This window comes from Gordonia sihwensis, assembly GCF_029632925.1.
GTDB lineage: Bacteria > Actinomycetota > Actinomycetes > Mycobacteriales > Mycobacteriaceae > Gordonia > Gordonia sihwensis.
Map to the genome: position 1 here is coordinate 3,278,650 of NZ_CP121248.1, position 15,738 is coordinate 3,294,387.

Genomic DNA, 15,738 nt, shown 5'->3' on the forward strand with positions numbered 1-15,738 from the left:
GCGCGGAGTTCTCCGCGGCGCCGCCTTCGTCAGTCGCTCATCGTGACCCAACGGCTACCCGAACAACCGGGGCAGCGTTCCCTCGTGCACCTCGCGCAGTTCGTCGAGCTTGACCTCGAAGTGATCCTGGACCTCCAGCGCGTCGCTGCCCTGATCCACGACACCGATGCGCGTCCACGGCATCTGCCGGGCGTCGAGCATCGCGCAGAACCTCGACTCCTCGGTGCGCGGCACGGCCACCAGGACGCGCCCCGCCGATTCCGAGAACAGCGTCACGAACGGGTCGGCGCCCTCGGGCAGCAGAATGCGGCAGCCGGTCTCGCCCGCCAGTGCGGCTTCGGCGACGGTCTGGATCAGACCGCCCTCGGAGACGTCGTGCGCTGCGGAGACGAGACCGTCACGCGATGCGGCGACCAGGATCTCGCCGAGCAGACGCTCGCGTTCGAGGTCGACCTTCGGCGGCACGCCGCCGAGATGATCGTGCTCCACCTGTGCCCAGATCGAGCCGTCGAACTCGTCACGGGTGTCGCCGAGCAGGATCAACGTCTCGCCCGGCTCGGTGCCGATGTCGGTCGGGATGCGCCGGCGGACGTCGTCGATCACACCGAGCACGCCGACGACCGGTGTCGGGAGGATCGCGGTGGAACCGGTCTGGTTGTAGAAGCTGACGTTGCCTCCGGTCACCGGGATGCCGAGCTGCGCACAGCCGTCTGCGAGACCGCGAACGGCCTGGCTGAACTGCCACATCACGGCGGGGTCCTCGGGAGAACCGAAGTTGAGACAGTTGGTGACGGCGCGCGGGCCGGCACCGGAGACCACCACGTTGCGGTAGGCCTCGGCCAGTGCCAGCTGGGCGCCGGCGTAGGGATCGAGATAGGTGTAGCGACCCGACGTGTCGGTGGCGATCGCGATGCCGCGACCGGTCTCCTCGTCGATCCGGATCATGCCCGAGTCCGCGTGCTCGGCCAGGACGGTGTTGCCGCGCACGTAGCGGTCGTACTGCTCGGTGATGAACTTTCGGCTGCACAGCGCCGGGCTCGCGAGCAACTTGAGGAACGTGGCGCGCAGTTCGTCGGAGGTCTGCGGGCGCGCCAGACCCTCGGTGGTCGAGGCGACCACGTCGTCCTGCCAGTCGGGGCGTGCGACGGGTCGTTCGTAAACCGGTCCCTCGTGGGCGACGGTGCGCGGCGGCACGTCGACCACGGTCTCACCGTGCCACGTCACCTCCAGGTGCTCGCCGTCGGTGACCTCGCCGATCACCGTGGCGAGGACGTCCCATTTGCGGCACACCTCCATGAAGGCGTCGACGTTCTCCGGGGTCACGACCGCGCACATGCGCTCCTGCGACTCCGACGAGAGCACCTCCGCCGGGGTCATGCCCTCGGCTCGCATCGGCACCTTCTCGAGCTCGATGTGCATGCCGCCGTCGCCTGCCGCTGCCAATTCGCTGGTGGCACAGGAGAGTCCGGCACCGCCCAGGTCCTGGATGCCGACGACGAGACCTGCCTTGTACAGGTCCAGGCAGCACTCGATCAGCACCTTCTCGGTGAACGGGTCGCCGACCTGCACGCTCGGCAGCTTCTTGCGGCTCGGGCCGTTGCCGCCGTCGTCGTCGAAGGTCTCCGACGCCAGGACCGAGACGCCGCCGATACCGTCGAGTCCGGTGCGGGCGCCGAACAGGATGATCTTGTTGCCCGTGCCCGATGCGAATGCCAGATGCAGGTCCTCCACGCGCAGCACGCCGGCGCACAGCGCGTTCACCAGCGGATTGCCCTGGTAGCTGGGGTCGAACACCGTCTCGCCGCCGATGTTGGGCAGGCCGAGGGAGTTGCCGTAGCCGCCGATGCCGCGGACCACGCCGTCGACCACGCGCCGGGTGTCGGGCGCATCGGCCGCACCGAATCGGAGCTGGTCCATGACCGCGATCGGCCGCGCGCCCATCGCCATGATGTCGCGGACGATGCCGCCGACGCCGGTCGCCGCGCCCTGGTAGGGCTCGACGTAGCTCGGGTGGTTGTGCGACTCGACCTTGAACGTGACGGCCCATCCGTCGCCGACATCGACCACGCCCGCGTTCTCGCCGATGCCGGCGAGCATTCCCGCCCGCATCTCCTCGGTGGTCGTCTCGCCGAAGTAGCGCAGGTGCACCTTCGACGACTTGTAGCTGCAGTGTTCAGACCACATCACCGAGTACATGGCGAGTTCGGCGTCGGTGGGACGGCGGCCGAGGATCTCCCGGATCCGGGCGTATTCGTCGTCCTTGAGACCGAGCTCGGCATAGGGCTGCGGCTGATCGGGGGTATCAGCGGCGTGGGAAACGGTATCGACCTGGGCGCTCACGGCGACCATTCTATGCGAGGTCACGTGGGTGGACGGCCACGCCTCCGGCCGGGGTGCGCGAGCACCACCGGGATGCGGCGCGCGGGTGCCCTCTGCTGGGAGTTCGCGCGGTCCGGCCCCGCTTGTCGGAGGGTATGGATACAGTTTGCGCACACCAGGTTCGGGGGGACCACATGGCCGAGGGGCAGATTCTATCCACGCGCGCTCTATCCACGCGCGGAGCGGCAGACGGCAAGTCGCCTGCCCGCGAGTACTTCATCGCCGGGCTCACGGCTGCCGGATTCCTGACCGGCGGCGGGCCGCCCGATCCGAAACGAGCCGAGGCGGCCTTCACCCGCGCCACCGAGCTCGACGGCGCACTCGGCGACGCCTGGCTGGGACGGGTCGCCGTCGGCGATCGATCGGGTCCGGTGCTGCTGGGGCTGTACCGAGCGCGCGATTCGATCGGCGCCGAGCAACGCCGCTTGGGACTTCCGACCGGTGTGCTGGCCGGGCATCTGCCGAGCGGGATGTTCATCGACCTGCCGATCACCGGACCGGCGGACGCCGCCGCGGCATATGCGGCGTCCCTGCTGGCCGGCGGAGACGTGGCCGGCGCCGAGGGCGTACTGGCCGAGATCGAGCACGCCGGCTCGACCGCCGACTTCTGCCGCGGCATTGTCGAGCTACGCAAGCGCCGTTGGCGCGATGTCCTGCGGACACTCTCCGTCTCAAGCACGTGGAACGACGAGTATCTCTGCGCCGCAGCCGACTTCATGATCGGAACGGCCTGTGTGCAGTTGGGCCTGTTCGAGGAGGGGCTGCGCAGACTGTCGAGCGCCGGGGACTCGGTGCTCACCAATTGCCGGCCGCAGGCCCTCTTCACGATGGGGCTGGCCCTGCGCGCACAGGGCGACGAGTCCGCTGCCCGGTCTGCGTTCGAAGAGGCCTACGCCCTGGACTCACGGCTCACCGACGCCGCCCGCGCGCTCGCCGATCCGTCGCTGCAGCTGACGGTCGATCGCGCGGTCGAACCCGCCGGCGGCCCTCGCGCCGAACGGGGGCGCGGCGTCGACGAACTCGCCCTGCGGGAGGTGTCCGAGGAACTCGCCGCTCAGATCGGGCTGGCGCCGGTCAAAGAACAAGTCGAGCGGCTGCGCGCGGCGGTCACCCTCGCACAGTTGCGATCGGAGAAGGGACTGCGCACACAGTCGCGCAGTCTGCACCTCGCCTTCACCGGACCGCCTGGGACCGGTAAGACCACGATCGCTCGTCTGGTCGCGCGGCTGTACCGTGCGCTCGGTCTGCTGTCGACGGACACGGTCGTCGAAGTCAGTCGAAAAGACCTCGTCGGACAGCACCTGGGCGCCACGGCACCGAAGACGTCAGCGGTCGTGGACTCCGCCCTCGACGGTGTGCTGTTCATCGACGAGGCGTACACCCTCGTTCAGGAGGGGCTCGCCGGCGGCGACGCCTTCGGCCGCGAAGCCGTCGACACGCTGCTCGCTCGCATGGAGAACGACCGGGACCGCCTGGTCGTGATCATCGCAGGCTACGACGACGACATCGACCGACTCCTGGCCGCGAACGAGGGTCTGGCGTCCCGCTTCGCCCGCCGGATCCGATTCACCTCGTACACACCGGGTGAGCTGATCCGGATCGCCGAATCGATCGCTCAGCACCGGGACGCCCGGCTGTCGGCGGAGGCGACGGCGATGCTCGAAACAGAGTTCGCCGACCTCTACGGCCTGATCCGTGAGGGCCGCCGCGCATCCGATACCGCGGGCAACGCCCGTTTCGTGCGCAACGTCGTCGAAGCCGCCGAGGAGGAACGCGAGCTGCGGCTCGCCCGGACCGCCGAGCTCGCGATGCTGACCGAATCGGATCTGATGACCGTGACCGGCGCCGATGTCCGCGCGGCGATCTCCCAGTTGCACCGAGGCAGGCCCGAATGACCAGGCCGCGACGAAGTACGCTCACAGCCCCGAATCCAAATCAGGGGAGAGCGTATCCGCCTGCGATGACTCGCTCCCGCCAACCCGCCGGCACCCATGCCCGACTGACGAACTGGGGATGATTCGGGTGTCTGGACCTCGCCCACAACGTAAAAGCGAGTTCAGCCCAATCTGACTCGAGAACCCATGAGATCGGTCCGTTGAGAGACCTGCCTTCGAAACGGATGGTCCCGGGAGAAATGAGTTCCAAGGCATCGATCGCCGAGTACGCCCAGGAGTAGTACTTCATCGCAGTGGCGAAATGCACGCCATGACTGCTGACCCACAACGAACCCGCGTCGATCTGTCTCCAACGCGGCTGGGCGGCCGCTCTGACCACGCGCTTCCGCTGTCTGTTCCCCAGCGCCTGCGCGATGGTGAATGCGCCGGCGAAAGCCGCAGCGGCTCCACCCGTCGCGAAAACCGCGCCGCTGCTGTGGACGTACGAACCGTCACCCATCGCTTCGAAGTTGAACAATCCGAACGGGCCTTGAGCGAAGACGTGTTCGCTCGCATCCATCGGCGCGAATGTCGTTGTCACCCGCGGGCATTCATCGATGTTCCCACGATCGATGAGATCGTTGATCCGTACGGTGTGCCAGACCGCCGTATCGTGCCCAGACATCGTCTGGTGTGGTCGCTGACCGCGCATTCGCCGACTCCCCCTGGTTACGGACTGCGTAATCTCCCGCCGGCTGAAATTGTACGGAGCGGCGCTGGGGCTGCTCGCACCGGCTACAGCCCCAGTTCGCGCATGATCCGGTCGACGATCTGCTTCGGTGACCCATCGCCCGGGCGCACCACCAGGTCTGGGCTCTCGGGCACTTCGTACGGAGAGTCGATGCCGGTGAACTGGGTGATCTCGCCGGCCCGGGCTTTCGCGTAGAGGCCTTTGGGGTCACGTGCCTCGCAGTCGTCGAGCGGAGTGTCGACGAAGATCTCATAGAACGGCAGATCAGCCGCTTCGTGAATCTCCCTGGCCCGCTGCCGCTCTGCGGCGAACGGGCTGATCAGCGACACCAACGCGATCGCTCCGGAATCGGCGAACAGCGACGCGACCTCCGCGGTCCGGCGGATGTTCTCGCGCCGGTCGTCGTCGCTGAAGCCGAGGTCGCCGTTGAGCCCGTGACGCAGATTGTCGCCGTCGAGCAGGTAGGCGGGCCTGCCTTCGGCGACGATCCGCCGCTCCAACTCGGTGGCGATGGTCGATTTACCGGACCCCGAGAGCCCGGTGAGCCATACGGTCGCGCCGCGATGCGACCGTCCTGCGCGCGTCACCTTGCTCGACTGCCACACCACGTGGCTGTCGTGTGCGAGCGGTGCACTGATCATGCCCGCGGCCACTGTCGCGTTGGTGGTCTCGTCGATCAGAATGAAACTGCCGGTGGCGCGGTTGCGGCGGTACTCGTCGAACATCACCGGATGCTGCGCGTGCAACGACAGCCGGCCGATCTCGTTGAGCGTGAGGGCCGTCGCGTCCTCGTCCCGATGGAGAGTGTTGACGTCGAGCCGGTAGTTGAGTCCCTGCACGCGCACGCGCGTCTCCCGGGTTCCGCAGAGCATCACGTAGGTGTTGCCTGGAGCGAGAGCGGTGCTCGCGGAGAACCAGCAGACCATCGCGTCCAGTTCACGTCCCACGTGCGGGCGATTGTTGGGCCGCACCAGCATGTCGCCGCGCACGATGTCGATCTCGTCGTCCAACGCGATCGAGACCGCCTGGGAGGCGAACGCCTCCTGGAGTTCGACGCCGCCGGGTCCCCAGATCTGCTTCACCGTGGTCCCGAATCCGCCGGGCAGCGCGACGACCTTGTCGCCCACCGCGAACGTCCCTCCGGCGACGGTGCCGGCGAAGGCGCGGTGGTCGAGGCCGTCGCTGCGCTGCGGTCGGATCACATACTGCACCGGGAACCGCGCGTCGCGCAGGTTGCGGTCGGAGGCGATGTACACGTTCTCCAGATGGCTGAGCAGCGGTCGGCCGGTGTACCAGGGCATCGCCTCGGACCGGTCGACGACATTGTCACCGCGCAGAGCCGAGATCGGGATGAAACTCATGTCGCCGACGTTGAGCTTGGCCGCGAACGCGACCACTTCGTCGCAGATCTCCTCGAACCGCTCCCGCGAGTAGTCGACGAGATCCATCTTGTTGACGCAGACCGTCAAGTGCGGGATCCCCAGGAGCGACGATAGGAAGGCATGGCGGCGAGTCTGCTCGACCACGCCCTTGCGAGCGTCGATCAGGATGATCGCGAGGTCGGCGGTGGACGCGCCGGTGACCATGTTGCGGGTGTACTGCACGTGTCCCGGCGAATCCGCGATGATGAACTTCCGGTTCTGGGTCGCGAAGTAGCGGTACGCCACGTCGATGGTGATCCCCTGCTCGCGCTCGGCGCGCAGCCCGTCGGTGAGCAGCGCCAGATCGGCGTACTCGTCTCCGCGCTGGGCGCTGGTGCGCTCGATCGCTTCGAGCTGGTCGGTGAGGATCGACTTCGAGTCGTAGAGGAGCCGGCCGATCAGAGTCGACTTGCCGTCGTCCACGCTGCCCGCGGTGGCGATCCTGAGCAGTTCCGCCGGAGCGATCACCTCGGTGTCGGCCGGGCCGGCCGCACGGTTGTCGGTGCGCATCAGAAGTAGCCCTCTTTCTTGCGGTCTTCCATGCCGGCTTCGGAGATCCGGTCGTCCGCTCGCGTGGCGCCCCGCTCGGTGACCCGAGTGGCGGCGACTTCGGCGATCACCTTCTCCGGGGTGTCGGCCTCGCTTCGGACACAACCGGTGCAGGTGGCATCGCCGACCGTGCGGAAACGAACGCGCTCGACGTGTGCGGTCTCACCCGGATAGGTCTCCAGGAAGCGCGTCTTCGCCAGGAGCATGCCGTCACGGGGCACCACCTCACGCTCGTGCGCGTAGTAGATCGACGGGAGTTCGATGCCCTCCTGGGCGATGTAGTTCCAGATGTCGAGCTCGGTCCAGTTGCTCAACGGGAACACTCGGATGTGCTCACCCCGCGCGCAGTGGCCGTTGTACAGGTTCCACAGTTCGGGCCGCTGGTTGCGCGGGTCCCATGCTCCGAACGAGTCGCGGAAACTGAAGAACCGTTCCTTGGCGCGTGCCTTCTCCTCGTCACGTCGCGCACCGCCGAACACCGCGTCGAACCGATGCTCCGCGATCCCCCTCAGCAGCGCCGCTGTCTGCAGCCGATTGCGCGATGTGCCCGGCCCGGTCTGCTCGACCACCCGGCCGGCGTCGATGTCGTCCTGCACGCTGCTGACGATCAGCGACACCCCGGTCTGCTCGACCACCCGGTCGCGGTACTCGATCACTTCGTCGAAGTTGTGTCCGGTGTCGACGTGCATGAGCGGAAATGGGACCGGCGCCGGCCAGAACGCCTTGCGCGCCAGATGGAACATCACCACCGAGTCCTTGCCCCCGGAGAAGAGCATGGCGGGGCGCTCGAAAGTGGCGCCCACTTCGCGGAAGATGTGGACGGACTCGGCCTCCAGTTCCTCGAGAGTCGTCAGCTCGTACCGTCGGCCGGTTCCGGCCGGGGCGGCCGGACGGGTCCCGTCGGGCGATGTGATCATCGACGCCACTTTCCTTGACTTGTCGAATATTCGACACTTAGTGTTGGCAATATGACAGCAACGGTAGGTGACGGACGCCCCGAGCGTCAATCGTCCCCGCCGACGCGCCGCGTGGTGGACGTGATGTCGCTCCTCGTCGAGCGCGCGGGCGATTCCCTCACGCTCGCGGAGGTCGTGCGAGTGACCGGCATCCCCCGCGGGACCGCACACGCGATCGCCACTCAGCTGTGCGAACTCGGCTGGCTGTCCAGGCGGCGGGACAACTCCTTCTCACTCGGCCCCGAGTTCCTCACCGTGTCCCGGCGCGCCGCACGTCTGGACCTGGTGGCGGCGAGCGCGATCCCCGCGATGCAGACCCTCGTCGAAGAGACCGGAGTGCCGGCGTTCCTCGCGCGCCGCACCGGCGATCTGGTGACCGTGGCCGATCAGGTCGTCCCGCAGACCGCTCCCGATTCCTGGGTGCCGCCGTTGCGCCGCGTCCACCTCCGACCGCCGCTGTGCCGCGAGTTCATCGCATGGTCGGACGAGCCCGAGCGCACCGACTGGCTGGCCGAGGCGTCCGCGGACCAGCGCGCCCGCCTCGCCGCCGTCCTCGACGCGATCCGCGATCGGGGCTATTCGATCGAGCGGATCACCGGACACCACCGCGCCATCATCGACACCCTGGGCAATCTCGACGAAATGCCCGCCCAGTTGCGATCGCGGATGTCGGAACTCGTGTCGGAACTGTCGGCGATCGATTACCTGCCCGCGGAATTGACCGGCGAGGTGGGTGCGGTGAGCGTCGGCGCCCCCATCTTCGACGCCGACGGAACCGCGATCGGCGCGATCGTCTCCTGCCCCGATTCGACGATGCCCGCGGACGAGGTCGCAGGGCTCGGTACCGCGACCCGTGCGGCCGCCGACGCGGTGAGCGCCGCCGTCCGCCGCTGAACCCAGGCGTTGCCCCACGTCACGAATCGCGCTAGATTTTTTACAAGACTTCATTGTTTTTATTAGGAGGACTGGTCATGCCCGACGTCACCCTGGATGTCCGCGAGATCCCCAAGCCCCAGCGCCACCCCAAGATCTTCGGCATCTTCGACTCACTCGACGTCGGCGAGGCGATCATCCTGATCAACGACCACGATCCGCGGCATCTGCACGACGAGTTCGACGAGCGACTGCCCGGCGGATACGGCTGGGACTATCTGGTGCGCGAGAAGCGCGACTACCGCATCCGCATCAGCAAGACAACCGCGGCCCCGCCGCCCCGCCTGCTCGGCAACACCGCCGAACTCACCGACGGACCGGTCGACGCCGCCGGTGTGGCGTGGAAGCTCGACTTCGACGGCCGCGGGCTCGATTCCAACCTGATCCGGCTGGCCCCGGGCGGCGGTATCGACACGCACCGGGGAGCGGAGGTGGACGTCCTGATCCACGTGGTCGCGGGGTCGGGCACCGTCGGCACCGAGACCGGCGATGTGGCGGTGTCCGCGGGCGATCTGCTCTGGTTGCCGCGGCGGTCGGAGCGATCGTTCACCGCCGGTCCCGACGGGCTGAGCTATCTCACCGTCCACACCCACCGCGAGCCCACGCTCACGATCGAGCCGCTCGGCACCGGGCGGTGACGTCGTGGCCTACGTGATCGCGCTCCCCTGCGTCGATGTGATGGACCGGGCGTGCGTGGAGGAATGTCCCGTCGACTGCATCTACGAAGGCGGCCGCAGCCTCTACATCCACCCCGACGAATGCGTCGACTGCGGCGCCTGCGAGCCGGTGTGCCCGGTGGAGGCCATCTTCTACGAGGACGACGTCCCCGACGAATGGACGCCGTACATCACCGACAACGCGGACTTCTTCGTCGAGACCCTGCCCGGCCGCGACGCACCGCTGGGCTCACCCGGCGGCGCGATGAAGCTCGGGCCCACCGGGGCCGACGCACCGCTGGTGGCCTCCCTCCCGCCGCAGGGCACCGACCACTGACCGCCATGCGCACCACGATCCTGGACACCCTCCGCGCGGCGGCCGCGCCGATGACCGTCGCCGAAGTGGCGGAGGCGACCGACATTCCGCAGACCACCGTCCGCTTTCATCTGCGCGCACTCACCGCGGACGGGCTGATCGTCGTCGACACCGCCGCCCACGACGGGCCGGGGCGGCCTCGGCTCCTCTATCGGGCGCGCCCCGCGATGGACCCGTCCGGCCCTCGCAATTACGGGGTCCTGGCCGATGTGTTGCTCCGAACACTGGCCGACACGCCGGACGCGCCCGCGCGTGCGGTGGCCGCCGGTCGCGAATGGGGGGCGGCCGGCAGCTCGGGTTCCGACGAACCGGTCGAAGATCTGGTCGCCGTACTCGACGATCTCGGTTTCGCACCCGAAGCGGCGGGCGACCGGATCCGCCTGAACCGCTGCCCGTTCCTCGAACTCGCCCGACGACAGCCGGCGCTGACCTGCTCGGTGCACCGGGGCATAGTGCAGGGCGTGCTCAGCAGGCACCACACCGACCTCCGCCTCGAGCGGCTGGACGCCTTCGTCGACGGCGACCACTGCTTGGCGGTCCTGGCGGGAGGCCGCCAGTGAGCCGGTTGAGCGTGGAGATCGACCTCTTCACTGCGACGGGGTCGGCCGCTGTCATCGCCGGCGGCTTGGTGGCCGCCGTGGCGCGCCCGCTCGATCTGGCGAAGGGCAGTTGGCTGGCGGCCTACCTGGTGCTCGTCTGCGGCGTCGCCCTCATCGCGATCGGCATCGCACAGCAACGTGCCCCGCAGCCGATGAGCGCGCGCTTCCACGCATCACAGCTGACGGGGTGGATCGCGGCGAACGCCCTGGTGATCGCCGGCTCGCTGACCGACACACCGGCCGTGGTCGACGTCGGGTCGATCCTGCTGCTCGTCGTCCTGGCCGCCACGTGGCGGGCCGGCCTGCGCCTTCTGGGGTCGAAGGCGCCGGCGGCGTACGCCTACCTCGCGGTCCTGACCGTCCTCATCGTGAGCGTGCCCATCGGGATGGTTCTCGCCTCCCGCTGACGGCCCGCGCCGGCGCCCGGCCTACCAACCAAGCACTTGCTAGGTTAGAGTCTGTAGGTATGAGCAACGCCGTCATCCCTCCCCCGTTGGGGCCCGACGACCTCGGCCCCGACACGTCGCCCGTCGCATACGAGACCGCCGGCGCCGTCGCCTATGTCACGCTGAACCGTCCCGATTACCGCAACGCGCAGAACTCGGTGATGACGTACTCGCTGGACGCGGCGTTCCGGAAAGCCGTCGACGACACCGAGATCAAGGTGATCGTGCTGCGCGCCAACGGAAAGCACTTCTCCGCGGGCCACGACATCGGCACCCCCGAACGCGACTTCGACACGTTCTATCCCAATGTGGCGACGCTGCACTGGGATCACACGCGCGGCGACGGCGAGCCGCTCGACAGCAACCAGCGACTGGCCCGCGAGATCGAGGTGTACATGGGGATGTGCCGCCGCTGGCGGGAGATCCCGAAGCCCGTCATCGCTCAGGTGCACGGCGCGTGCATCGCCGGAGGCCTGATGCTCGCGTGGTCGGCCGACTTCATCGTCGCCTCCGACGACGCCTTCTTCTCCGACCCCGTCGCCCGGATGGGCATTCCCGGCGTCGAGTACTTCGCGCACGCGTACGTCCTCGGGGCGCGGCGTGCCAAGGAGATCCTGTTCACCGGCCAGCGCTTCACCGCGGCACAGGCGCTGGACTGGGGAATGGTGAACCACGTCGTTCCGCGCGAGGGTCTGAGCGCCAAGGTCGACGAGCTCTGCGCGCAGATGACCGAGATGCCGATGCAGGGACTGTTCCTGAGCAAAAAGGCCGTCAACATCTGCGAAGACCAGATGGGGATGCGCAATGCCATGGACTCGGTGTTCGGCTGGCATCACTTCGCACACGCGGCCAACGACGCCGATTCGGGGGACTCGCTCGGCGGCATGGACGCGCGCAGCATGCGCGACGCCGCGCAGAAGGGTGAGGCCTGATGGACCTGCTGTTCGACGACGCCGCCCAGAGGTTCCGCGCCGAGGTCCGCGCCTGGCTGGCCGAGCACGTGCCCGCCGACCCGCTGCCTTCGATGGACACCGCCGAAGGTTTCGAAGCGCACCGCGCGTGGGAGGCCGAGATGGCGGCCGACCGGATGTCGGTGGTCAGTTGGCCCGAGGAATTCGGCGGGCGCGACGAGCCGCTGCTGCACTGGCTGATCTTCGAAGAGGAGTACTACCGATCGGGGGCGCCTGGCCGTGTGAGTCAGAACGGCATCTTCCTGCTCGCCCCGACCCTCTTCGAGCACGCGAGTCCGGAACAGCTCGCCCGCATCATGCCGCGCATGGCGCGTGCGGACGACATCTGGGGGCAGGCATGGAGTGAGCCGGAGGCCGGGTCCGACCTCGCGTCGCTGCGGTCCACCGCCACCCGCACCGACGGCGGCTGGCTGCTGAACGGGCAGAAGACCTGGAGCTCCCGGTCGAGTTTCGCCGACTGGGGGTTCGGATTGTTCCGCACCGACCCGGAGGCGCCCGCCGCCGGGAGCGAAGCGAGCGGGGCGAAATCGGGCCGGCACAGGAACATCACGTACTTCATGTTCGACCTGCGCAGCGAGGGCGTGACCGTGCGCCCGATCGCTCAGCTCGACGGCGAGGCGGGGTTCGCCGAACTCTTCCTGGAGAACGTCTTCGTGCCCGACGACCCCGACGACCCAGCCCACTCGGGCGTCATCGGCCAGGTGAACAACGGGTGGAAGGTCGCGATGAGCACCGCGGCCAACGAACGCGGACTGTCGTTGCGGTCGCCGGGCCGGTTCCTCGCTGCCACCGATCGTCTGGTGAGACTGTGGAAGGAACGCGGCGCCGACGCACCGTCGACCGCCGCCACCGACAAGGGCGTCGCCGACGCCTGGATCGGCGCACGCGCCTACGAACTGTCGACGTATCAGACGGTCAGCCGGCTGGCGGCCGGCGGACAGCTCGGCATGGAGTCGTCGATCAACAAGGTGTTCTGGTCGCAGTGGGACATCGCCGCCCACGAGACCGCACTCGACCTGCAGGGCGCCGACGCCGAACTCGCCGACCCCTGGATGGACGGCTACCTCTTCTCGCTGTCGGGACCGATTTACGCCGGCACCAACGAGATCCAGCGAAACGTGATCGCCGAGCGACTCCTCGGCCTGCCCCGCGGAGACCGATAGACCATGGACTTCCTCCTCAACGACATCCACACCGACCTCGCGTCGACCGTCGCCGCCATCGGCGAGAAGGCAGGCGGAGCAGCGGTCGCACGCGCATGGTCGGAGGGCGACCGCACCCCCGCCCTCACCGTCTACGGCCGGCTCGCCGAGGCCGGAATCACCGGTCTGCTCGTCGACGACGATCTGGGCGGCTCGGGTGCCGGTGCCACTGAGATGGTGGTCGCCGCAGAGCAGATCGGCCGGTTCGCGCTGCCCGGCCCGGTCGCCGAGACCTTCGCCGCCGTCCCCTGCGCGCTCGCGGCCGCGGGCGCGTCCGATGCGCTGGCGGCGCTGCTGAACGGCCGTCCGGCCACCATCGCGACGTCGGCCACCGCCCGTCGCGCCGCCGCGCCGGTCGACGCGGACGTCTACGTCCTGCGCGACGGGGCCCTCTCTTCGGGGACCGTCGTCGCCGAGCACCCGTCGGTCGATCCGACCCGGACGGTGGCCGACGTCGAAGCCGGAGCCGCGCTCGGGACCGCGGACGAGAGGGCGGTCGCGCATCTCGGCGCGCTGGCGACGGCCGCGCAGCTGATCGGACTGGGCGGTGCGATGCTCGACATCGCTTCGGAATACGCCAAGGCGCGCAAACAGTTCAACCGCGCCATCGGCTCGTACCAGGCCGTCAAACACCACCTGGCCGACGTCGCCATCGCCATCGAGATGGCCCGGCCCCTGGTCCACGGTGCAGCGGTGGGTCTCGATGGAAACGCGCCGGCGGACACCGATGTGGCGCGCGACGTCTCCGCTGCGAAGGTCGCCGCGGCGGATGCAGCGTACCTCGCCTCACGCCGGAGTCTGCAGGTGCTCGGCGCCATCGGATACACCGCCGAGCACGATCTCTCGCTGTACCTGACCAAGACCCGTGCGCTCGTGTCGGCGTGGGGCACTCCCGCCGAGCACCGCGCCCTGATCCTGGAGACCCTGTGAGCACTCACGAGAGCATCAGCGCCGAAGACCGCGCAGCCTTGGCCGAGTCGATCCGCGACGTGCTGCGCCGCCGATCCGATTCCGCCTCGGTCCGCGCCGCCATCCGCACGCAGGGCCGCATGGACCGCGCCGTGTGGGAGACACTCTGCACCGAGGTGGGAGTCGCGGCCCTCGCCGTCCCCGAGCAGTACGACGGTGCCGGCGCCGCCCTCACCGAGACCGCCTTGGCCGTCGAGGAGGTGGGCGCCGCACTCGCTCCGGTGCCCGTGTTCTCGTCCGCGGTTCTGGCCGCGGGTGCCGTCCTCGCCTCCGGCGACGACGACGCAGCCGCCCGGCTGCTACCTGGATTGGCTTCGGGCGAACGCATCGGCGCCCTGTGCTGGGCCGACGCCGCAGGGTGGTCGACGCCCGGTGTGGTCGCCGAGGCGGGCCTGCTCAGTGGGACCGCCGAATACGTGATCGACGGCGAGTCGGCCGATGTCTTCCTGGTGGTGGCCGGTCGGCCGGGCGAGGCCGGGGCCGCGCAGACACTGCACGAGGTGGACGCGAATACCGAGGGCGTCACCGTCACCCCGCTGCCGCTGCTCGATCCCACGCGACCGCTGGCTCGCGTCAGTTTCGACGAGGTGTCGTCTACGACCCTCGCGTCGCCACCGGACGTCGCCGAGCGTATCCGCACCCTGGCTTGGGCGATGTTGTCGGCCGAGCAGGTTGGCGGCGCCGCCCGGGCCCTCGAACTGACGGTGGAGCACACCACCTCGCGCAAGCAGTTCGGGCGGGCGCTCGCCTCGTTCCAGGCGCTCAAGCACGCGATGGCCGACATGTACGTGAAGGTGGAGGCGATGCGGTCGATGTCCGCCGCGGCGATCGATGCCCTCGTCCAGGGACGCGACGACGCGGCCGAACTCGCCGCCGCCGCTCACGTCTACTGCTCGGAGGGTTACATGTCGGTCACCGGCTCCGCCGTCCAGTTGCACGGCGGCATCGGCATCACCTGGGAACACGACATCGGCATGTTCTTCAAACGTGCCCAGGCCGACGCACAGCTGTTCGGCCAGCCGCATCACGCGCTGGCCCGGGTGAGTCTGAGCGAACCTTCCCAGGCCGGTTGAGGCACCTCCCCAGGCTGGTTGAGCGAGCCCCCAGGCTCGTTGAGCGAGCGAAGCGAGTCGAAACCACAACGCACACACCATGTCTCGATACGACGCGCTCGCTACGCTCACACGCCTACTCGACAAACCTCGGAACGACGACGAGCGCCCCTCTCAGGCTCGTTGAGCGACCCCCCAGGCTCGTTGAGCGAGCGAAGCGAGACGAAACCAACCGCACACACCATGTCTCGATACGCCGCACTCGCTACGCTCACACGCCTACTCGACAAACCTCGGAACGAAGGCGAGCGCCCCCTCCAGGCCGGTTGAGCGAGCCCCCCCAGGCTCGTTGAGCGAGCGAAGCGAGTCGAAACCACAACGCACACCATGTCTCGACACGACGCGCTCGCTACGCTCACACGCCTACTCGACAAACCTCGGAACGACGGCGAGCGCCCCCTCCAGGCTCGTTGAGCGAGCGAAGCGAGTCGAAACCAACCGCGCGCACCATGTCTCGATACGACGCGCTCGCTACGCTCACACTCCTACTCGACGAGCCTGGGGACGACGGCGAGCGTCCCCAACCACCGCGCGCAGACCCGCC

14 protein-coding genes are annotated in these 15,738 nt (G+C 68.6%); 10 read left to right on the forward strand and 4 right to left on the reverse strand.

Going from position 1 to position 15,738, the window contains the following annotated elements; all coding sequences use genetic code 11:
- Positions 1 to 54: 54 nt before the first annotated feature.
- Complete coding sequence (gene purL / locus P5P27_RS15680) at positions 55 to 2,349, reverse strand: phosphoribosylformylglycinamidine synthase subunit PurL (protein WP_045539527.1); 2,295 nt, start codon at positions 2,347 to 2,349, stop codon at positions 55 to 57.
- 164 nt (positions 2,350 to 2,513) lie between these two features.
- On the opposite strand from purL, the gene eccA reads away from it, so the two are divergent.
- A complete protein-coding gene (eccA, locus tag P5P27_RS15685; RefSeq protein ID WP_278124910.1) occupies positions 2,514 to 4,274 on the forward strand; it encodes a type VII secretion AAA-ATPase EccA in 1,761 nt (586 codons plus the stop codon).
- A gap of 40 nt (positions 4,275 to 4,314) precedes the next feature.
- On the opposite strand, the gene P5P27_RS15690 is transcribed toward eccA, so the two are convergent.
- From P5P27_RS15690 to cysD, 3 genes are all read right to left on the reverse strand, one after another.
- Positions 4,315 to 4,833 (reverse strand): hypothetical protein, encoded by a 519-nt coding sequence (locus tag P5P27_RS15690; protein ID WP_278124912.1) that lies wholly within the window; start codon positions 4,831 to 4,833, stop codon positions 4,315 to 4,317.
- A 215-nt stretch (positions 4,834 to 5,048) separates the two neighbouring features.
- The gene (gene cysC, locus P5P27_RS15695; RefSeq protein ID WP_278124913.1) at positions 5,049 to 6,935 is read right to left on the reverse strand and encodes an adenylyl-sulfate kinase; all 1,887 of its coding nucleotides are present in this window, start codon (positions 6,933 to 6,935) and stop codon (positions 5,049 to 5,051) included.
- Positions 6,935 to 7,891, reverse strand: coding sequence for a sulfate adenylyltransferase subunit CysD (gene cysD / locus P5P27_RS15700; protein ID WP_006895750.1), 957 nt, complete (start codon positions 7,889 to 7,891; stop codon positions 6,935 to 6,937). Before cysD ends, cysC begins: the two co-directional genes overlap by 1 nt.
- Before the next feature lie 51 nt (positions 7,892 to 7,942).
- Between cysD and P5P27_RS15705 the strand changes: the two genes are divergently transcribed.
- The 9 genes from P5P27_RS15705 (at position 7,943) to P5P27_RS15745 (ending at position 15,155) form a co-directional block, all read left to right on the forward strand.
- A complete protein-coding gene (locus P5P27_RS15705) occupies positions 7,943 to 8,824 on the forward strand; it encodes an IclR family transcriptional regulator (RefSeq protein ID WP_278124914.1) in 882 nt (293 codons plus the stop codon).
- 77 nt (positions 8,825 to 8,901) lie between these two features.
- Positions 8,902 to 9,501, forward strand: a complete 600-nt coding sequence (locus P5P27_RS15710; protein WP_006895753.1) for a DUF2249 domain-containing protein — start codon at positions 8,902 to 8,904, stop codon at positions 9,499 to 9,501.
- A gap of 4 nt (positions 9,502 to 9,505) precedes the next feature.
- Positions 9,506 to 9,856, forward strand: coding sequence for a ferredoxin (gene fdxA, locus P5P27_RS15715; RefSeq protein ID WP_006895755.1), 351 nt, complete (start codon positions 9,506 to 9,508; stop codon positions 9,854 to 9,856).
- A 5-nt stretch (positions 9,857 to 9,861) separates the two neighbouring features.
- Positions 9,862 to 10,455 (forward strand): helix-turn-helix transcriptional regulator, encoded by a 594-nt coding sequence (locus tag P5P27_RS15720; RefSeq protein WP_278124915.1) that lies wholly within the window; start codon positions 9,862 to 9,864, stop codon positions 10,453 to 10,455.
- On the forward strand, positions 10,452 to 10,901 hold the full coding sequence (locus tag P5P27_RS15725; RefSeq protein ID WP_006895758.1) for a hypothetical protein: 450 nt from the start codon (positions 10,452 to 10,454) through the stop codon (positions 10,899 to 10,901). The genes P5P27_RS15720 and P5P27_RS15725 overlap by 4 nt, the downstream gene beginning before the upstream one ends.
- A 59-nt stretch (positions 10,902 to 10,960) precedes the next feature.
- The gene (locus P5P27_RS15730; RefSeq protein WP_006895760.1) at positions 10,961 to 11,872 is read left to right on the forward strand and encodes an enoyl-CoA hydratase; all 912 of its coding nucleotides are present in this window, start codon (positions 10,961 to 10,963) and stop codon (positions 11,870 to 11,872) included.
- A complete protein-coding gene (locus P5P27_RS15735; protein WP_278124916.1) occupies positions 11,872 to 13,074 on the forward strand; it encodes an acyl-CoA dehydrogenase family protein in 1,203 nt (400 codons plus the stop codon). Before P5P27_RS15730 ends, P5P27_RS15735 begins: the two co-directional genes overlap by 1 nt.
- 3 nt (positions 13,075 to 13,077) lie before the next feature.
- Positions 13,078 to 14,043 carry an acyl-CoA dehydrogenase family protein gene (locus P5P27_RS15740; RefSeq protein WP_278124917.1) on the forward strand — a complete coding sequence of 322 codons (966 nt, stop codon included), beginning with the start codon at positions 13,078 to 13,080 and terminating at the stop codon, positions 14,041 to 14,043.
- Positions 14,040 to 15,155, forward strand: a complete 1,116-nt coding sequence (locus P5P27_RS15745) for an acyl-CoA dehydrogenase family protein (protein ID WP_278124918.1) — start codon at positions 14,040 to 14,042, stop codon at positions 15,153 to 15,155. The genes P5P27_RS15740 and P5P27_RS15745 overlap by 4 nt, the downstream gene beginning before the upstream one ends.
- Positions 15,156 to 15,738: the final 583 nt, after the last annotated feature.